We start from the raw sequence: 19,193 nt of genomic DNA on the forward strand, positions 1-19,193 counted from the left end.
GCGGCATGATATTGGAACGTAACAATGGACATTTCGACGCCGCCGATAACGACGACGTCGTCTGCTTCCATGACCTCCTGTACGGCTCGCTGCCGTCACCCACCCCCCAGGAGAGCCGGGACATGCTCGACGTGACGATGAGCGCCGACGGTTCGGAGCCGTCGCCGCTCCCCCGCCCCGGCCCCGCCGAGCGGCTCACCGCGCTGTGCGACGCCGCCGCCGCCAGGCTGACCGATCCCGCGCTGCGACGCCGCGTCGGGCAGATCCGCGACCGGCTCGGCGCGCCGCTGAAGATCGCGGTCGCCGGGGCGGTGAGCAGCGGCAAGTCCACCCTGGTGAACGCCCTGCTCGGGCTGCCCGTCGCCCCCGTCGACGCGGGTGAGTGCACGCGACTGGTCACGCAGTACGAGTACGGCGACGACGACGGCCGTGTGGAGGCCGAGTGCGAGGACGGCCGGGTGGTGGTCACCCGGCTGCTGCCCGGCCATCGGATGCCGCCCGATCTCGGAGTGCCTCCCGAGCGGGTGCGGCGACTGCGCGTACGGCTCGCCCTCGACACCCTGCGCGCCATCACGGTGATCGACACGCCCGGCATGAACACGGTCACCGCCGAGAACGAGCAGGCGGCCCGGCGCATGCTGTTCGGCACCGACGGGGACGACGACCGCGCGCAGGCACTGATCTACGTGCTCCGCTACGTCCAGAGGTTCGACGACGCCACTCTCGCCGAGTTCCGCTCGCTCACCGACGCGTGTGGCATGTCCTGCGTGAACACGCTCGCCGTACTGACCCAGATCGACCGGCGGGGCGACGAGGAGGACCCCTGGCCCACCGCGCGGAGGCTCGCCGCGCGCGCGTACGAGGACCTGCGCACGTCGGTGTTCGACGTGGTCCCGGTGATCGGGCTGCTGGCCGAGACGGCCCGCACTCCCGCCCTCGGGCCCGAGGAGCTGGAGGCCCTCACCGCGCTCGCCGGTCTGGACGACGACGACCTCGACTTCCTGCTGCTCGACCTCGACGACATCCCCGGGCCGCCCGAGTCGCCGATCCCGGCGGAGCTGACGCGGAGGCTCGTCGCGCGGCTGCACAGGTACGGCCTGCGCGTGGCGGTCGCCGCGGTCAGGGAGGGCGAGGAGGCGCTGCGGCGCACCTTGCTGGAGAAGTCGGGCTTCGGGTCCGCGGCGAGCGCGGGCACGGTCGCGGCCGGTCTGGCCCACTTCGCGCGGCGTGCCGAGCAGCTCAAGGCCCTGACGGCCATCACCCAGCTGCGACGGCTGGCGCTCGAGGACGCCACCGGGGCCGACCGGGCCGCGCTCGACGTGCTCGCCGCCGAACTCGACGAGACCCGGCCCATCGCCGCCGGGCTGAGCGGTCTGCGGATCTTCGCCGCGGTTGAGGCCGTGGGCCGGGGACAGCTGGTGCTGCCCGGCGACATGCAGGCCGAGCTGTTCCGCATGGCCCGTACGGACGACCCCGCCGGGCAACTCGGCCTGCCGCCGGGGACGCCCGCCCGCGACGTGGCCGAGGCGGCCCGGGCGGCCACGGAGCGCTGGCGCGCGCAGGCGATGATCGACCGGGGCCGGGTGGGCGGTCAGCGGGCTCGTGACGTGCTGCGGGTGCTCGAGGACCTCGCGGTGCCGGCTCCCCCGGCCACCGCAGGGCCGGGGGCGGACGTTCACGGCATCTCCCCGGTGGACGTTCCAGTGGACGTTCCGGGGGACGCCGTCGGCAGGCTCCTGGCGTCCCCGCTGGTCCCCGCCGCCGACAAGGAGGCACTGCGGCGGCTGCTGTCCGGCGGCGGCCCCACGGCCCTGGTGGGGGCGGGCCCGGCGGCCGCGCCGGCGGACGTCGCGGCGCTCGCCGCGGCGCTCAGCGGCCGGTTCCGCTCGCTCGGCCAGCTCCTGACCTCCGTACTGGATCGGCGGGCGGCGCAGAGCGTGTGCGACGCCTTCGCCCTCATCGCCGTGCACGCACGCCACATCGCGCAAGGAGACTCCCCGCATGCCGGTCACCACTGACCTCGTCCAGCAGGTGCTTCGCCTGGCCAACGAGGTGAACGCGTTCGCCAAGCAGTGCGGCCGCGCGGACCTGTCGCAGACCCTCGTGGAGGTCGCGGCGAGGTGGAAGGAGACCGAGACCACGATCGTGGTGGCCGGGGCGCAAAAGCGCGGCAAGAGCCGGCTGATCAACGCGCTGGTGGGCCGGCCCGGCCTGCTCCCGGTGGACGCCGACGTCGCCACCAACTGCCACCTCACCCTGCGGCGGGGGCCGGTCCTGTCGGCCACCGTGCACAGGAACGACGGGGACGTCGAAATCGACCCCGAGCAGATCGCCGACTACGCGTCCACGACGGGCGACCCGGCCAAGCGCAGGGACGTCCTCGGCGTGGACGTGACGATGGACCATCCGCTGCTCGACGGCGTGCGCCTGCTCGACACCCCCGGCGTCGACAGTCTCACCCTCGGCCACCGTCAGGCGACGGTCGCGATCCTCCAGCGGGCCGACGCGCTGCTGTTCGCGCTGAGCGCCCAAGATCAGCCCGTGCTCCGGCACGAGCTGGAGTTTCTCGCCGAGGCGATGGAGCGGGTGCAGGCGGTCGCCTTCGTGCTGACGAAGGTGGAGGACTCGGCGAACGCACAGGCGCTGCTGGAGGAGAACCGGCGCAGGCTGGCGACCTTCGTCGCCGACGCGGGGCGGTCCTCGCCGGGCACCGCGGCGGCGCTCGCCCCGCTGCTGGAGGCGCCGTGGCTGCCGGTCAGCGCGAAGCTGGCCGAGGCGGCGGCCGCGCAGCGCTCACTGGGCCGGGAGGACCGGGCCGCGAAGCTCCAGGAGCGCAGCGGCATGGGCCCGCTGGAGGACTACATCCGGGCGTGCGCGGGCGGGCGGGAGCTGACCCGCAGCGCCACCGTGGTGTCGGCCTGCGTATCGGTCCTGTCGTCCCTGACGGCGGTGGCCGAGGACGACGTGGCGAGCGCGTCGGAGGACGGCGCCGAGGCGGCACGGCGGCTGGCCGAGGTGGACAAGGCCCTGGAGGAGCTCACCCGGACGATGCGCGACCGGCGCCGCCACGCAGTGGGCAACCAGTTCCTGGGGCGTGAGGTGAGCGCGATCGTGCGCGCCCGGCTGGCGCGGGTGCGGCAGCCGTACGAGCAGGCGATCTCGGAGCTCGGCACGCGGGCGGCGCTCGAGCGGTATCTCGCGCAGTTGCCCGAGAGCGTCGAGCAGTCGATCCGGGCGGCCTGGGACGACATCGTCGCCGAGGTGTCCCGCCTCGTCGGCCGGGCGCTCAACGAGTTCCTCGCCGCTCTCGGCCTTGAGCCGATGGAGATGGACCTCGCGAAGCTGTCGATGCCCACGGTGTGGTCGCACGAGCTGCAGAGCGAGCCGGGCGAGTCGGCGAAGCTCGACCTGCTGCGCGAGGGTGTGCCCGCCGCCACGATGGCGGTCACCATCGGGATGGCGCTCGCCCACCTCAACCCCATCGGGTTCCTCATCGGCCCGGCGATCGCGGCGGCCGTGATGAGCCGCCGGCGCGAGTGGGAGCAGGTGCACCGTAACCAGGCGGCGCTGCGCAGGCTGGTGAGCGAGCAGTTCACCCAGGCGGCCGGCGAGATCACCCTCGCCCTCGAACGGGAGGTGGCGAGCTGGCGGGTGGCCGTCGAGGAGACCGCGGACATCGCGCTCGCCGGGCAGCGCAAGGAACTGGAGGCGCGCAGGGCCGAGCTGCGGGCCCCGGCCGGGCGGTCGGCGGCCGATCGCGGCCAGGCCCGGCGGCGGGCCGCCGACCGGCTGGCCCGGGCCGGGGAGCTGACCGAGCGGGCGCTCGCGCTGCGGGGGGAGATCGGGCCGGCGGTCAACGCCCTGGCGTGAGCAGGCAGTGTGTGAGCAGGCAGAGTGTGCCCGGCCCATACGCGCCGGTGCCGGGCACCGGGACGGTCTCGGGGTGATGCAACACCAGCAGCCCGGACGGCACCGCCCCGACCGGCTCGACCCAGCCGCGCTCGCAGAGCGCCTCGGTCACCCCGCCCGGGGTGACCCGCAGGATCCGGGAGTACGCCTGGTCGCCGGTCACCCCTATCCAGAGCCCGTCGCCGTCCGCGACCACCCGGGGCCGCTCGGAGCGCTCACGTGAGGTGAGGTGGCCGAGCAGGGCCGCCGACGGCTCGTGGCGCAGCACGCGCAGTTCCCCGGTGTCGCGGTCACAGTGCGACACCGACCACCCCCGGGACGGCAGGACGCCGTCCATGCCCACCGCGTAGATCTCCTGCCCGGCCGGGAACCAGCGCAGGGCGCCGCTGCGCGAGCGGCGCATCACCACGCGCGGCGGGCCGGGCGCCACGTCGATCTCCAGTCCCGCCGTCGTCGAGACGAACCACATCGACTGGTGCAGGACCGCCTGGTACAGCCAGTTCGGCGGGCGCCGGTCGACGCGCCGTATCCCGCCTCCCGGATCGATCAGGCACAGCACCTGCCAGGGGTCGAACGCCTGCTGTGCGTTCTGGTGGAGCCCGGTCGTGCCGCGGTACTGGCCCAGCACCACCACGCAGCCGGGCGATCCCACCGCGAGCGCCGGCTCTCCTCCCGTCGGGGTGTCCTGATCGTGCAGGCGGCGGAGGCCGTTGTTCTCGTTGACGAACCACTGCGCGGACGGGCCGAGGGGCGCCTTGGCCGTTTCTCCCGCGAGTGAACCGCTCAGCCCGACCTCCACCACGCCGAGGCTGCCCGTCTCCCCCCACGGCAGCCCGTGCGAGTTGCCGACGGGAGCCGCCGTACGGTGGAAGGCCCAGCCGACCGCGCCCCTGGCGAGGGTGCGCACGGCGGCCGCCCCGGGCAGCGGAGTGGTGGACCGGACGGTCAGCTCGGGGGTGAGCGTACGGAGCAGGGGGGCGGCGGGACCGGGGCGGCCGGCGGGACCGAGCTCCGCCAGCAGCAGCCCCTCCTCCGTGGCCGACCAGTCGGCGACCATGCCGAAGGCCAGCTCACGGTCCACGCGCCAGGTCGACAGGTCCAGCCGCCGAAGGACGTTGCCCGCGCAGAGGGCGTACACGCCGTTGGGGGTCACCTGGACGGACAACACGTCGTCCAGCAGCGGCCTGAGCGGTCCGGCGGCCCGCTCGGGAGCGGGAGCGGGGCGGGGCACGAACGCGGGCGCCGGGCCTGTCACGGGCCCCACCGCCGGCGACGGATGCGGACCCGTCACGGGAGCGGGGCCGGGATGCGAAAGCGGATGCGGACCCGTCACGGGAGCGGGGCCGGGATGCGGAGACGGATGCGGACCCGTCACGGGAGCGGGGCCGGGATGCGGAGACGGATGCGGACCTGTCATGGGACCGGGCCGGGTTCGGCCCCCGTGCTCCCGTTCCTGCACGCTCCAGGCCAGCCGCGCCGCCCCGAGCGCCACCACGATCTTGGGGTCGTCGTAGGTGCGCACCAGGCCTCCGTGCCTGGCGCGCAGGGTCTCGTGCACGAGAGGCATCCGGCTCGCGCCGCCCGTCAGGAAGATGCCCGAGAGCCGCCGCTTGTCGATCTTCGCCCGCACGATGGTCTCGTCGAGGATGTCGGCCGTGCGCACGATGTCCGGCCCCACCAGCGCGTGGAGGTCGGCCCGGGAGATCTCGACGTCCACGTCGGCGCCGCCCACGTACTGGCTCGCGGTCTCGTACGCCGACAGCGTCTCCTTCGCCAGCCGCGCCTCGTCGAGCAGGTCGGCGGCGGCGGCGCGGTACTTCCGGTCCGGGTTTGTGCTGATCTCTGTCCACCACTCGGCGGCGGACCGTTCCAGCTGACCGCCGAGGAACGCGTAGACGCGCTCGTCGAACACCTCGCCGCCGATCATGTCGTCGCCGCCGGGCTCGCCGATCACGTCGAAGTCGCCGCCCTTGGCCGCCAGCACCGCCGTGTCGAACGTGCCGCCGCCGAGGTCGTAGACGGCGACGTTGCCGCCCCCGCTCACCCCGTGCATCGAGGCGTAGTGCAGGGCGGAGGCGACGGGCTCCTCCACGATGACGACCCGGGCCCGGGGCACCACGGCATGCCCGACGGCGCTCAGCACGGCACGGCGGTCCTCCCGCCACGCCACCGGGCAGGTGAGGACGACCACCGAGGGTGCGGCGCCGTCGAAGCGGGTCCGTCCCTCCGCGACGAACAGCTCCAGCAGGGCCGCCAGCGCGTCCTTGACATCGACGGGGACCGCGCCCAGCAGCATCGTGGACCGGCCGACGTACCGCTTCGGGTTGCGCTCCGCGCGCTCCGGATACCGCATCAGCGCCCGGTGGGCCACGCGGCCCGCGACCAGCACTCCCTGCTCGTTCAGCAGCACGGTCGAGGGGAGGCGCCGCTCGCCGCCGACTTCGAGCACGTCCACCCTGCCGTCGGCCGCCGTGGCCCCCGCGGAGAAACTCGTACCCAGATCCACACCCAGGGACCAGCGCGCCATCGACCAGCTCCTTTCCGCTGCGATAGTGGCGGAAATCGGTCTGCCGGACAACAGACGTTGCCGAAGTGAAGCCGGACCGGAAAGGAGGGAAAGCGACATGACGGAATTCCTCGGGACCCCGGAACGGACTGTTGCAGGCGAGCGGACTGCCGGGGATGGTTGGATGAATGCCGTTATGGACGTGACCACCTGGTATCTCGAACAGACCAGCCCCGCCGATCTGCGGCCGGGACGGCCCCCTGCGATGTCCGTGCAGATCGTCCGCGCCGAGGTCTCCAGCCCCGAGTTCAGCCGCTTCCTCTACACCGCCGTGGGCGGCGACTGGCAGTGGACGGAGCGTCTGGGGTGGACCTGGAAGCAGTGGAAGGAATGTCTCGACCGGCCGGGCGTCGAGACGTGGGTGGCCTGGGTGCGCGGCACACCCGCCGGGTACGTGGAACTGGACGCCCGCGAGGGCGAGGTCGAGATCGCCTATTTCGGGCTGCTGCCGTACGCGATCGGCCAGGGCCTCGGCGGCTGGCTGCTCGGCGAGGGCACGGCCCGCGCCTGGGACATGGCCGAGCGACGGCCCGGCCTGCGGCCCACGCGACGGGTCTGGGTGCACACCTGCTCGCTCGACGGACCGGCCGCGCTGGCGAACTACAAGGCCAGGGGCTTCCGTGTCTACGACGAGAAGCTCAACGTGCCGGGTGACGAGGACGAGGGCGAGACGCCCGGCCCGTGGCCCGGCGCCGGCCCCCGCGACTGACCACCCCCGGCCCGTACGACCGGGGCGGGGGGCGAAGCCGTTCCCGGGCCCGCGGCGGCGGTCCCATAGGGGAAGCCGGAACGGCCGGCGCGGGCCCGGCAGTATGGTGGTGAGTCGCGAACAGGGTGAACTCTCGGCAGAATGTTCGAGACGCACCACCGACGTTGACCTTCCCCGGTCCCGATGGGCCGGGGCCCGGCTCCTCGACACGCAGGAAACCACGACATGGCCCGACGCACGACGACACCCCCGCCGGACGAGGACTTCGAGGAGCGGATCGTCGACATCGACGTGTCCGCCGAGATGCGGGCGAGTTACCTTGAGTACGCCTACTCGGTGATCTACCAGCGCGCGCTGCCCGACGCGCGCGACGGGCTCAAGCCCGTCCAGCGGCGCATCCTCTACGCGATGAGCGAGATGGGCCTGCGCCCGGACCGCGGGCACGTCAAGTCCTCCCGTGTGGTCGGCGACGTGATGGGCAAGCTCCACCCGCACGGCGACTCGGCGATCTACGACGCGCTCGTGCGGCTCGCGCAGCCGTTCTCGATGCGCCTGCCGCTGGTGGACGGGCACGGGAACTTCGGCTCTCCCGACGACGCCCCCGCGGCGATGCGGTACACCGAGGCCCGCCTCGCCCCGGCCGCCATGCTCATGGTGCAGTCGATCGACGAGGACACCGTCGACTTCAAGCCCAACTACGACGGCCAGGAGACCGAGCCGTCGGTCCTGCCGTCGGCGTTCCCCAACCTGCTGGTCAACGGCGCCTCGGGCATCGCGGTCGGCATGGCCACCAACATGGCCCCGCACAACCTCGGCGAGGTCGTCGCGGCGGCCCGCTACCTGATCAGGAAGCCGGACGCGACGCTCGACGAGCTCATGCGCTTCGTCCCCGGCCCCGACCTGCCGACCGGCGGCACGATCATCGGCCTGAACGGCATCAGGGACGCGTACGAGACCGGCCGCGGCACCTTCAAGATGCGGGCCAAGGCGACGATCGAGCAGGTCACCCCGCGCCGCAAGGGCATCGTCGTGACCGAGCTGCCGTTCAACGTCGGCCCCGAGCGGGTCATCGCCAAGATCAAAGAGCTGGTGAACGCGAAGAAGCTCAACGGCATCTCCGACCTCAAGGACCTGACCGACCGGCACAAGGGCCTGCGCCTGGTCATCGAGGTCAAGAACGGCTTCAACCCGGAGGCCGTCCTGGAGGAGCTCTACCGGCTGACGCCGATGGAGGAGAGCTTCGGCATCAACAACGTCGCCCTCGTCGACGGTCAGCCGCGCACGCTCGGCCTGCGTGAGCTGCTGTCGGTCTACGTGAACCACCGGCTCGACGTGGTGCGCAGGCGCTCGGCGTTCCGGCTGCGCAAGCGCGAGGAACGGCTGCACCTCGTCGACGGCCTCATCATCGCGCTGCTCAACATCGACCAGGTCATCCAGGTGATCCGCGGGTCCGACGACTCCGCTCAGGCCCGCGCGCGGCTCATGGAGACCTTCGGGCTGAGCGAGATCCAGGCGAACTACATCCTCGACACCCCGCTGCGCCGCCTCACCCGCTACGACAAGCTGGAGCTCGACCGGGAGAAGGAGCAGCTCCAGGCCGACATCGCCGAGCTGAACGAGATCCTCGGCTCGCAGGACCGGCTGCGCAAGGTCGTGTCGTCCGAGCTGGCCGAGGTGTCCAAGACCTACGGCACGCCGCGCCGCACGGTCCTGCTGGAGTCGTCGGATGCCGCCCGGGCCGCCGTCGTGCCGCTGGAGGTGCCCGACGACCCCTGCCTGGTGCTGATGTCGTCCACCGGCCTGCTCGCCCGTACGACCGACGCCACGCCGATCTCCGGCGAGGGCGAGCGCGCGGCGCACGACGTGCTCGTGTCGGTGGTCCGCTCGACCGTACGCGGCGAGGTGGGCGTGGTGACGTCCCAGGGCCGCATGATCCGGGTCTCGGTGATCGACCTGCCCGCACTGCCGCCCTCGGCCAACCCGCCCACGCTGGCCGGCGGACATCCGGTGTCGGAGTACGTCTCGCTCGAACCCGGCGAGAAGGTCGTCGGCCTGGGCTCGCTCGACCCCGACGGGCCGGGACTCGCCCTCGGCACCGCCCAGGGCGTGGTCAAGCGGGTCGTGCCCGAATATCCGATCAACCGCGACGAGTTCGAGGTGATCGGGCTGCGGGACGGCGATGTGGTGGTCGGCGCCGTCGAGCTGACCTCCGCCGACCACGACCTTGTCTTCATCACCAGCGACGCGCAGCTCCTGCGCTTCCCCGCCTCCGTCGTACGGCCGCAGGGACGCCCGGCGGGAGGCATGGCCGGGGTGCGCCTCGACGGCGACGCCAAGGTCGTCTTCTTCGGCGTGGTCGATCCCGTGCGGGAGGCGCGCGTGGTGACCGTCGCCGGCTCCTCCACCGCCCTGCCCGGCACCCAGATGGGCGCGGGCAAGGTATCCGACTACGCCGACTTCCCGCCGAAGGGACGGGCGACCGGCGGCGTGCGCGCCCAGCGTTTCCTGAAGGGCGAGGACGTCCTGCTGCTCGCCTACGCCGGCCCGGCGCCGGTCAAGGCCGTCTCCTCGACCGGCAAGCCGGTGCCGCTGCCGGAGGAACTGGGCCGCCGCGACGGCTCGGGCGTGCGCCTCGTGCACGCCATCGCCGCGATCGGCGGCGCGCTGGGAGCGGACGGCGGCGAGGAGTCCGCCGTGACGGAGGGCGGCATGGCCACCACGGGTGACACCGGCGGCGAAGAGCCGGTTTCATAGCCCCGCGCCTTCACGCCCCGGCAGGCGTGCCCCGCCGGGGCGTGAAGGCGCTGTTCAGGTGGCGGCGGAGCCGCCGTGGAACGCGGTGGAGAACGAGGAGCGGTACGCCTGCGGCGTCGTCCCCACGACGCGCTTGAACCGCTCCCTGAACGCGGTGGGCGAGCCGAAGCCTGCCTGAGCGGCGATGCGCTCGACGCCGTGGTCGGTGTTCTCCAGCAGGTACTGCGCCCGCCTGACCCGGGCGCGCAGCAGCCACTGCAGCGGGGTGGTGCCGGTCTGCTGCCTGAAGCGCCTGCCGAACGTCCGCTCGCTCATCCCGCAGCGGGCCGCCATCTCCCGCAGGGTGAGGTCGCGACCGAGGTTGTCCTCGATCCACGCGAGCACCGGCTCCAGCAGTGAACCGGCCGGCACCGGCGGGTGCTCGTGCACGATGAACTGGGCCTGCCCGCCCTCCCGCTCCAGCGGCATCACCGACAGGCGGGCGGCGTCGGCCGCGACGGCCGAGCCGTGGTCGCGCCGGATCATGTGCAGGCACAGGTCGAGCCCGGCCGCGGCGCCCGCCGAGGTGAGCACCTGCCCGTTGTCGACGTACAGCACGTCCGGCCGCACGTCCACCAGCGGGAACCGCCGGGCCAGCGCGGGCGCCGCCGCCCAGTGCGTCGTCGCCCGCAGGCCGTCGAGCAGCCCGGCCGCCGCGAGCGTGAACGCGCCCGCGCAGATCGAGGCGACGCGGGTGCCCCGCGCGGCCGCGTCGCGCAGCGCCTCCAGCACCTCGGGCCGGGGCGGCCCGGCGCGCTCCGAGCAGCCGGGGACGATGACCGTGTCGGCCTCCGCCAGCGCGTCCACGCCGTACGGCACGCGCAGCGCGAACGCCTCGGTCTCCACTTCGGGGCCGGGTCCGCACACCCGCACCCGATACGGCCCGCGGCCGTCCGGCAGGCGGGCACGCCCGAACACCTCGATGGGGGTCGCCAGGTCGAACGGCACGACATGGTCCAGTGCGAGGATCGCCACGATGTGCACGATCGCCACCATAGACGGAATCCCGCCAGTGGTGGTGCCAGGGCGTACCCGTGAACGCCCAGGCGACGGCCGTTGGCGAGAATCCGTTGGTCTTTGTCGTTCTCGCCGCTGGGATCAGGCCGAGAGGTGCTCCTACGGTTGGTGATCGCATCGCCGACGACAAGGAGACATGCCGATGCCGGCCCAGTTCGTGCTGTTCGACGGGTTCGATCCGCCGGACGTCCTCGCGCCGTACGCGGTCCCGGTTCCCGTCCGCGCCGGCCGCCCGCCGATCGGAGACCGCGCACGATGACCAAGCTCTTCCTGGCCGTGCACGTCCTCGCCGCGATCCTCGCGATCGGCCCGGTCGCCGTGGCCGCGAGCATGTTCCCCGCCGCCGCGCGTCGCTCGACGGACCGGGGCTCGACGGACGTGGACACGCGGATCGGCGGTCTGCCCGCGCTCCGCGTCCTGCACCGCGTCTGCCGTGTCTACGCCGTCGCGGGCCTGGCCGTACCGGTGTTCGGGTTCGCCACGGCGAGCGGCCTCGGCGTGCTGCGCGACGCGTGGGTGATCGCGTCCATCCTGCTCACCGCCGCGGCGGCCGCGATCCTGGCCCTGGCGGTCCTGCCGCGTCAGGACGCCGTCCTCGCCCGGCTCACCGCCGGGGACCCGGCGCCGGCCGGCGATCGCGGGGTGGCGCGGCTGGCCATGCTGACCGGCGTCTTCAACGTGCTGTGGGCCGCCGTCACGGTCCTGATGATCGTCCGCCCCGGCTCGACCACGGGAGTCTGACCATGTCGCGCCCTCATTCCGCGCTGCGCGTCGCCTCCGCCGTCGAGCTGGGATCCCTGGCCGTCCTCCTGGCCAATCTGGCCACCGTGCACCTGGCGCCCGTCTCCTCGCTCGCCGGCCCCCTGCACGGCTGCGCGTACCTGGTGGTCGTCGTGGCCGCCGCCCGCGACGGCGACCTCACCGGCAAGGTCCTGGCCTGGCTGCCGGGGATCGGCGGCCTTCTCGTCCTGCGGCGCCTGGCGCGTACGCCGCGAGAGAAGGCCGCCTCCGACATGCCCGGCTGAGGGGTCAGCCCGACGAGACGCACAGGCAGAACGGGTGGCCCACGGGGTCGAGGAAGACCGCCCAGCCGATTCCCTCGCCGGGCTGGTGCTCGTGCTTGACGGCGCCCAGGGCGAGCGCCTGTTTCTCCGCCTCGGCCATGTCGTCCACGACCAGGTCGAGGTGAAACTGCTGCGGATGCTCGGCGGACGGCCAGACCGGGGGCACGAACTCGGCGACCCGCTGGAAGGCGAGGCGGGTCTGGTCGTCCCCGGCGAGGGTGATCCAGTCCTCCTCCTCGTGGGCGACCTTCCAGCCGAGCAGCCCGGCGTAGAAGTCCGCGAGGACCTTCGGCTCCGGGCAGTCGAGCACGACCGAGTGCATGCGCGCGACACCGCTCACAGGTGACCTCTCTCTCGTCGAATACAACACCAGCAAAAACCTTATACCGGTGTCTTACCGGAAGCCACTCCCCCGGGATAGAAGGAAAACCACCCCCCGCGGTGGCAGGCGAAAGCGCATCGGGCAACATCTCTGACATGACCGGTGCCTTCGACGATCTGCTTGCCGCCAACGAGAAGTACGCGACCTCGTTCACTCACTCCGGCCTGAGCGGCCGGGCCGCACGTGGGCTCGCCGTGGTGACGTGCATGGACTCCCGCATCGACCCCCTCGGCCTGCTCGGTCTGACCGCCGGCGACGCGAAGATTCTGCGCAACGCCGGCGCCCGGGTGACCGACGACGTCCTGCGCACGCTCGTCCTCGCCGTCTACCTGCTCGGCGTCGACCGCGTGCTGGTGATGCCGCACACCGACTGCCGGATGTCCAAGTCCACCGACGAGGACGTCCACAACCTCATCGCCGCGGAGTACGGCGTCGACACCCGCAGCCTGGAGTTCCAGACGGTCCCCGACCAGCGGGCCGCACTGCTGCACGACATCACCCGCATCAAGTCCAGCCCTTATCTCCCCGGCGACCTCGTCGTGGGCGGCGCGCTGTACGACGTGCACACGGGACGGCTCCAGGCCGTCGAACTCTGACCCCCTTCCGTCCCGTACGGCGGGCTCCGGGCCTGCCGTACGGGACGGGCGGGGCGCCTTCTCCGGGGTCTGCGTCCCCCGGCCGGCGGTCGCGGCCCCGCCGTGCGGGGCGCTCGCGGCAGCGGATCTGGCCCACACGATGTCGGCGTCGGGGCCCAGCAGCTTGGCGAAGACCGCCTCGCACACCTCCATCACCTCGGCCTGCACGGCCTGGGCCTCCTCGCTGAGCGGCAACTCGCGGGCGAGTGTGAATCGCCAGCCGAGCTTGATCTGCACGATGGTGGCGGTGGCCTGGCGCAGCGCCACCAGTGCAGGAGCGGTGTGCGGACGCGCGGCGAGCACCGCCTCCTGGATCTCCCGCCACGCGGCCACCTCCATGGCCTCGATCAGCGCCTCACGGCTGGCGAACCTGCGGTGCACGGTCGCCCTGGCCACGCCCGCCGCCTCGGCGACCTGCTCCATCGTGGCCAGCGGGTTACCGCTCAACACCTCTTCCGCCGCCGTCATGATCGCTCGCATGCCGCGTTCGGCGTCCGCCCGCGGCCACGACGTCGTCCTGGTCGCCAGGTCCGCACCGGCGATTGAGGCGCTCGCGGCCGAGATACGCCGCGACCATGGCGTGCGGGCCGAGGTGCTCGTCCAGGACCTGTCCGCCCCCGACGCGGCCACCCGGGTCGCCGAGGAGGTCGCCGCCCGCGAACTCACCGTGGACCTGCTCGTGAACAACGCGGGCTTCGGCACGGCCGGCCACTTCGCCCGGATCGCCCCTGAACGCGAGCACCAGGAGCTCATGGTCAACGTCGTCGCGCTGGTGGGACTGACCCACGCGTTCGTGCCCGGGATGCTCGCGCGGGGCGCCGGCGGGATGATCAACGTAGGATCCACGGCAGGCTTCAGCATCACCCCGTATTTCGCCACCTACGGCTCGTCGAAGACCTTCGTGCTCAACTTCAGCCTCGCGCTGTGGAGCGAACTGCGCGGCAGCGGCGTGAAGGTGCTCGCCGTGACGCCCGGACCGGTGGAGACGGCGTTCTTCGACCGGATCGGCACCAGGAAGGCCGCCATCGGGGCCAAGATGACCACGCCTGATGAGGTCGTCACCTCGGCCCTGCGCGCCTTCGACCGTGACTGCGGCTACGTGGCACCGGGCCGGGGCACCCTGACGATGGCGCACCTCATGCCACGCCGGCCGCGCAAGCTCATGGCGCTGATCGGCCGGGGGGTCACGCGGCCGGTGGCCGACGAGCTCACGCCCGGCCTCGCGCGCTGACGTCGTCGCGGCCGCCGGCCAGGAACCGGGGCGCCGGGCTGCTACGTTGTCCTGCCGACGACATGTGATTTTTTCCCCGGTACCGCCACCGGTTCCGCGCCCCCACAAGGAGCCCGTATGCCCCGCTCTTCCCCCGCTGCCTCCGGCGGCACGTCGCGCCGGTCCTACCGGGGCATCGCCATCGTGGCGATCCTCGTGCTCATCGTCGCCGGGGCGCCGGCCCTCATCGGCGCGTTCAGCGGGTTCGAGCGCACCAGCGGCGGCGAGGTGGCGGTCGTCCGCGACGGCGGCCCGCTCGACGACAACAAGGTCCGCCAGGTCATCGACCCCGGTTCGGGAGTCACCTGGATCGGCTGGTGGTCGCAGATCCACCGTTACCCCGCCCAGCAGCGGTATTACACGATCACCTCGAACGCCGGCCACGGCGAGAGGTCCGGCGTCGACGTGGTGAACGTGCCGAGCAGCGACGGCGTCAACATGGGCATCGAAGGCACGCTGTACTTCGGCCTCAACCTCGACCACGCGACGCTGAAGTCGTTCGACGACAAGTTCGGCACGCGCAAGTTCCGCGACACCAGCGGCAAGACCTACTACCCCTACGATGGCGACGACGGCTGGTCCGCCTTCCTCGACCAGATCATCCGGCCGGTGATCGACAACGACCTGCGCGCCCAGATCAACAACTTCCGCTGCGCGGAGCTGGTCTCCTCCTGCGCCCTCGTGCAGAACAACAGCGGCGGCCAGCAGAACGCGGGCGCGCCGCAGCAGGGCAACAACGGCAACATCGCCAAAATCCAGGAGGCGGTGAACACGAGCCTGGCCGAGGACCTCAAGTCGACCCTCGGCGCCGACTACCTCACCGGCATCCACTTCAACCTCTCCCGGGTGACCCTGCCCACCGAGGTGCAGGAGGCGGTCAACCAGGCGCAGGCCGCGTTCGCGAAGGTCACCGAGGCGCAGGCGAAGGTCGCCCAGGCGCGCGCCGAGGCGGATGCCAACAAGGCCCGGCAGGACGGCTACAACAGGTGCCCCACCTGTGCGGAGATCGAGAAGCTCAAGGCTCTGCCCCAGGGCATCACGGTCTACGCGCCGGGCAATACTGGAGGCGTCGCTCTGCCCACCAAGTAGGGAGCCGGGAACCCCGATGCGCCTGCTCGCCCTTCCGATGACGCTCATCGTCATCGCCGTGCTCGTGTATCTGCTCGTGACACTCGCACGCGGCGCGAAGCCGGCGTCCGGGCGAACCACGGGCGGGGCCCGCTGGGAGGCCGACACGGTAATGGAGAACGGCTGGACCCTGATCGTCGTACGGAAGGTCACCCCCGGCCGCAACGGGCCGGTGGAGGTGACCCGGCAGACGGTCAGGGCCATCCGGGACGACGACCCCAACTGGGACGATCTCTACCGTGAGGGCATGCTGGAGGCCCGCAACCGGGTCAGCACACTGGAGATCGAGTCCGGCTGAGCCCGGTGACCATCGGGAATCCCTCTTTCACGGACGGTCACTTACCTATTGACTTGGTAGGAATAACCGGCAACAGTGGGGCCAGCGATTCCCGCGATCCGAAAGGGCACCACATGAGCGTCACCGACGATCTCCTCGCGAACGCCGAGCGATACGCCGCGGTCTTCGACAAGGGGCGCCTGCCGCTGCCTCCGGCGCGCGGTGTGGCCGTCCTCGCCTGCATGGACGCCCGGCTGAACGTGTACGGCCTGCTCGGGCTGAACGAGGGCGACGCTCACGTGATCCGCAACGCCGGCGGCGTGGTGACCGCCGACGAGCGGCGCAGCCTGGCGATCAGCCAGCGCCTGCTCGGCACGCGCGAGATCATCCTCATCCACCACACCGACTGCGGGATGCTGACCTTCACCGACGACGGCTTCCGCCGGGACATCGAGGCGGAGGTCGGGATCAAGCCCGACTGGGCCGCCGAGGCGTTCTCCGATCTCGACGCCGACGTCGTCCAGTCGCTCAACCGCATCAAGGCCGACCCGTTCATCCCGCACAAGGACTCGGTGCGGGGCTTCGTCTACGAGGTCGAGACCGGACGCCTGCGCGAGGTCAAGCCCTGACCGGGCCCCCGGCCGTCCTACCTCGCGCAGCCCGGGCCACCCCCGGCGGCGTTCGGATACCGGCCGCATTCGACTGATCACATTCGGCTGGCCGCGTTCGGAAACTGGCCGCTTCCGGACGCCGCCTGCCAGATCGGGCCAGGGTTGTCCGGGTAGGAAGGCACGCGTCCGCGCATCTCCTCCCCCGGAAGGACGCCCCCCCATGAAGGCTCTGGTCACGCGCGTGTCCACGATCTGCGCCGCAGTCGTCCTGGCGAGCGCCGTCACCGCCGCTCCCGCCGCGGCGCAGGGTGCCGCCACCTACACCTGCACGAGCGGCAGCCGGAACTTCTTATCCGACATAGTCGGCTACGTCATCCTCGCAAGCGGCTGCACGGGGCCGAGCACCACCGGCACCGTCGGCGGCGGGACGGTCGCCATCCCGTTCGGGACCTACGCCTGCCGGACGGTGAACTTCCATCCGGAGCTCTTCGACTTCCTCTCCGCCCAGGGATGCTGAGCTCACGACAGTGAGCCCCGCCGGCACCGGTCAGGCGTCGATGTGGTCGCGGTCCACCTCGGCGGCGCTGCCGATGATGAACTCGCGGCGCGGGCCGACGTCGCTGCCCATGAGGAGGCTGAAGATGTGCTCGGCCTCCTCCACGTCCTCGATCTTGACGCGGCGCAGGACACGGTGACGGGGGTCCATCGTCGTCTCGGCGAGCTGGTCGGCGTCCATCTCACCGAGGCCCTTGTAACGCTGCACGGGGTCCTTCCAGCGCTTGCCGCGCCGCTCCAGGTCGCGCAGGACCTTGTGCAGCTCGGCGTCGCTGTAGGTGTAGATGTACTTGTCCTTGCCACGCCCGGGGTTGGTGACCTCGATGCGGTGCAGCGGCGGCACGGCGGCGAACACCCGCCCGGCCTCGACCATCGGCTTCATGTAGCGATGGAGGAGCGTGAGCAGCAGGCAGCGGATGTGCGCGCCGTCCACGTCCGCGTCGGCCATTAAGATGATCTTGCCGTAGCGGGCCGCCTCGATGTCGAAGGAGCGGCCGGACCCTGCGCCCACCACCTGGATGATCGCGGCGCATTCGGCGTTCTTGAGCATGTCGGCGACCGACGCCTTCTGCACGTTCAGGATCTTGCCGCGGATCGGCAGCAGCGCCTGGAACTCCGAGTCGCGGGCGAGCTTGGCCGTGCCCAGGGCGGAGTCGCCCTCGACGATGAACAGCTCGCTGCGGTCGACGTCGTCGCTGCGGCAGTCGACCAGTTTGGCGGGCAGCGCCGAGTTCTCCAGGGCGGACTTGCGCCGCTGGTTGTCGCGGTGCTCGCGGGCGGCGATGCGGGCCTTGGCGGCGGCGACGATCTTCTCGAGCACCGCGCGCAGCTGCTGCTTCTGCGCCCGCTTGGGATTGGCGAACAGCGCCTTGAGCTCCCGGCTGACCACGTGAGCGACGATGCGGCTGGCCGCCGAGGTGCCGAGCACCTCCTTGGTCTGCCCCTCGAACTGCGGCTCGGGAACCCGCACGGTGACCACCGCGGTGAGCCCTTCGAGGATGTCCTCCTTGGTCACCGGCTCGTCGCCGTTCTTGAGCAGCCGGGTCTCCCGCAGCTGCTCGTTGACCGTGCGGACCAGCGCCCGCTCGAAGCCGGCGACGTGGGTGCCGCCCTTCGGCGTGGCGATCACGTTCACGAAGGAGCGTACGGTCGTCTCGTAGCCCTTCCCCCAGCGGACCGCAACGTCGACGGTGAGCTCACGCTCGATCTCCGTCGGCGTCATGTGGCCCTGCTCGTCGAGCACGGGGACCGTCTCGTGGAAGTGGCCCTCGCCCTGCAGCCGCAGCACCTCGCACACGGCCTCGTCACGGGACAGGAACTCGGTGAACTCGCCGATGCCGCCGTCGAAGCGGAACGTCTCCTCGACCGGCTCCTCGCCGCGGACGTCGCGCACCACGAGCGTGAGTCCCGGCACCAGGAAGGCCGTCTGGCGCAGCCGCACGTGGATCTCGTCGAGCGAGACCTCCGCCTCGGGCAGGAAGATCTGCCGGTCGGCCCAGAAACGCACGCGGGTGCCGGTGAGGTCGCGCGGGGCCGGGCCGCCGTCGCGCAGGCCCGACTTCTTGCGGAACTTGGCGCCCGGTCCTTCGCCGTCGAACACGCCGGGCACGCCCCGGCGGAAGCTGATCTGGTGGACCTTGCCGTCGCGGTCGACCTCCACGTCGACCCGGGAGGACAGCGCGTTGACCACCGAGGCGCCGACGCCGTGCAGGCCGCCCGACGCGCCGTAGGAGCCGCCGCCGAACTTGCCGCCCGCGTGGAGCTTCGTGTAGACGAGCTCGACTCCGGCCAGGCCGCTCTTGGGCTCGATGTCGACGGGGATGCCGCGCCCGTTGTCGCGCACCTCGATCGAGCCGTCCGCGTGCAGCTCGACCTCGATCCGCGTGCAGTAGCCCGCGAGCGCCTCGTCGACCGCGTTGTCCACGATCTCCCACAGGCAGTGCATGAGGCCACGCGTATCCGTGGAGCCGATGTACATGCCCGGGCGCTTGCGGACGGCCTCCAGGCCTTCGAGCACAGAGAGGTGACGGGCGGTGTATCCCGTCTCCGCGCGAACCGCAGTCACACCCAGCTCCTACTTATCAATCGAACACGCGTACGCAGCTTAACGTCACTCATGTTTCTACGCGTACAAGCTTGCCAGGCGCAGCATGATGACCGGCACTTTCGATGTGATCCCGGTCACTTTCCGGATCATTCTGCTCTGGGCGTAGTCGCAGCATGATTGGGAAGGCCCTCATCCGGTTAGATGTTGTCCCAAGTGACTGACGCCAACGT

General features: G+C 71.8%; 16 protein-coding genes and 1 pseudogene. 12 read left to right on the top strand and 5 right to left on the bottom strand.

What is annotated here, in order from left to right:
• The first annotated feature begins 5 nt into the window (after positions 1-5).
• Positions 6-2,018, top strand: a complete 2,013-nt coding sequence (locus AB0O28_RS22360; protein ID WP_363643068.1) for a dynamin family protein — start codon at positions 6-8, stop codon at positions 2,016-2,018.
• Positions 2,002-3,870, top strand: a complete 1,869-nt coding sequence (locus tag AB0O28_RS22365; protein WP_363643070.1) for a dynamin family protein — start codon at positions 2,002-2,004, stop codon at positions 3,868-3,870. The genes AB0O28_RS22360 and AB0O28_RS22365 overlap by 17 nt, the downstream gene beginning before the upstream one ends.
• On the opposite strand, the gene AB0O28_RS22370 is transcribed toward AB0O28_RS22365, so the two are convergent.
• Complete coding sequence (locus AB0O28_RS22370) at positions 3,854-6,436, bottom strand: Hsp70 family protein (protein WP_363643072.1); 2,583 nt, start codon at positions 6,434-6,436, stop codon at positions 3,854-3,856. The genes AB0O28_RS22365 and AB0O28_RS22370 overlap by 17 nt on opposite strands.
• Before the next feature lie 163 nt (positions 6,437-6,599).
• On the opposite strand from AB0O28_RS22370, the gene AB0O28_RS22375 reads away from it, so the two are divergent.
• Positions 6,600-7,184 carry a GNAT family N-acetyltransferase gene (locus AB0O28_RS22375; protein ID WP_363643074.1) on the top strand — a complete coding sequence of 195 codons (585 nt, stop codon included), beginning with the start codon at positions 6,600-6,602 and terminating at the stop codon, positions 7,182-7,184.
• Positions 7,185-7,409: 225 nt separating this feature from the next.
• Positions 7,410-9,938, top strand: a complete 2,529-nt coding sequence (locus AB0O28_RS22380; protein ID WP_363643076.1) for a DNA topoisomerase IV subunit A — start codon at positions 7,410-7,412, stop codon at positions 9,936-9,938.
• Between the two features lie 54 nt (positions 9,939-9,992).
• On the opposite strand, the gene AB0O28_RS22385 is transcribed toward AB0O28_RS22380, so the two are convergent.
• Complete coding sequence (locus AB0O28_RS22385) at positions 9,993-10,961, bottom strand: helix-turn-helix domain-containing protein (RefSeq protein ID WP_363643078.1); 969 nt, start codon at positions 10,959-10,961, stop codon at positions 9,993-9,995.
• A gap of 288 nt (positions 10,962-11,249) precedes the next feature.
• Between AB0O28_RS22385 and AB0O28_RS22390 the strand changes: the two genes are divergently transcribed.
• Complete coding sequence (locus tag AB0O28_RS22390) at positions 11,250-11,735, top strand: hypothetical protein (protein WP_363643080.1); 486 nt, start codon at positions 11,250-11,252, stop codon at positions 11,733-11,735.
• 2 nt (positions 11,736-11,737) lie between these two features.
• The gene (locus tag AB0O28_RS22395) at positions 11,738-12,019 is read left to right on the top strand and encodes a hypothetical protein (RefSeq protein WP_363643082.1); all 282 of its coding nucleotides are present in this window, start codon (positions 11,738-11,740) and stop codon (positions 12,017-12,019) included.
• A gap of 4 nt (positions 12,020-12,023) precedes the next feature.
• On the opposite strand, the gene AB0O28_RS22400 is transcribed toward AB0O28_RS22395, so the two are convergent.
• Positions 12,024-12,398, bottom strand: coding sequence for a VOC family protein (locus AB0O28_RS22400; RefSeq protein WP_363643084.1), 375 nt, complete (start codon positions 12,396-12,398; stop codon positions 12,024-12,026).
• 137 nt (positions 12,399-12,535) lie between these two features.
• On the opposite strand from AB0O28_RS22400, the gene AB0O28_RS22405 reads away from it, so the two are divergent.
• Positions 12,536-13,036 carry a carbonic anhydrase gene (locus AB0O28_RS22405; protein ID WP_363643086.1) on the top strand — a complete coding sequence of 167 codons (501 nt, stop codon included), beginning with the start codon at positions 12,536-12,538 and terminating at the stop codon, positions 13,034-13,036.
• A gap of 435 nt (positions 13,037-13,471) precedes the next feature.
• Here AB0O28_RS22405 and AB0O28_RS22410 read toward each other — a convergent pair.
• A pseudogene (locus AB0O28_RS22410) lies at positions 13,472-13,555 on the bottom strand (TetR/AcrR family transcriptional regulator); the annotation flags it as partial.
• Between AB0O28_RS22410 and AB0O28_RS22415 the strand changes: the two are divergent.
• The 5 genes from AB0O28_RS22415 (at position 13,554) to AB0O28_RS22435 (ending at position 16,878) form a co-directional block, all read left to right on the top strand.
• A complete protein-coding gene (locus AB0O28_RS22415) occupies positions 13,554-14,306 on the top strand; it encodes an SDR family NAD(P)-dependent oxidoreductase (RefSeq protein ID WP_363643389.1) in 753 nt (250 codons plus the stop codon). The pseudogene AB0O28_RS22410 and the gene AB0O28_RS22415 sit on opposite strands and share 2 nt — an antisense overlap.
• A 117-nt stretch (positions 14,307-14,423) precedes the next feature.
• Positions 14,424-15,434 carry an SPFH domain-containing protein gene (locus tag AB0O28_RS22420; RefSeq protein ID WP_363643088.1) on the top strand — a complete coding sequence of 337 codons (1,011 nt, stop codon included), beginning with the start codon at positions 14,424-14,426 and terminating at the stop codon, positions 15,432-15,434.
• Between the two features lie 16 nt (positions 15,435-15,450).
• Complete coding sequence (locus AB0O28_RS22425; RefSeq protein ID WP_363643089.1) at positions 15,451-15,771, top strand: hypothetical protein; 321 nt, start codon at positions 15,451-15,453, stop codon at positions 15,769-15,771.
• Between the two features lie 113 nt (positions 15,772-15,884).
• Entirely contained in the window at positions 15,885-16,379 is a 495-nt protein-coding gene (locus AB0O28_RS22430; RefSeq protein ID WP_363643091.1) for a carbonic anhydrase, read from the top strand.
• Positions 16,380-16,581: 202 nt separating this feature from the next.
• Positions 16,582-16,878, top strand: coding sequence for a hypothetical protein (locus AB0O28_RS22435; RefSeq protein WP_363643093.1), 297 nt, complete (start codon positions 16,582-16,584; stop codon positions 16,876-16,878).
• Positions 16,879-16,908: 30 nt separating this feature from the next.
• Here AB0O28_RS22435 and AB0O28_RS22440 read toward each other — a convergent pair whose 3' ends face one another.
• Positions 16,909-18,981 (bottom strand): DNA topoisomerase IV subunit B, encoded by a 2,073-nt coding sequence (locus tag AB0O28_RS22440; RefSeq protein ID WP_363643095.1) that lies wholly within the window; start codon positions 18,979-18,981, stop codon positions 16,909-16,911.
• Positions 18,982-19,193 lie beyond the last annotated feature (212 nt).

Origin of the sequence: Microbispora sp. NPDC088329 (genome assembly GCF_040685655.1) — a bacterium.
Taxonomy (GTDB): Bacteria; Actinomycetota; Actinomycetes; order Streptosporangiales; family Streptosporangiaceae; genus Microbispora.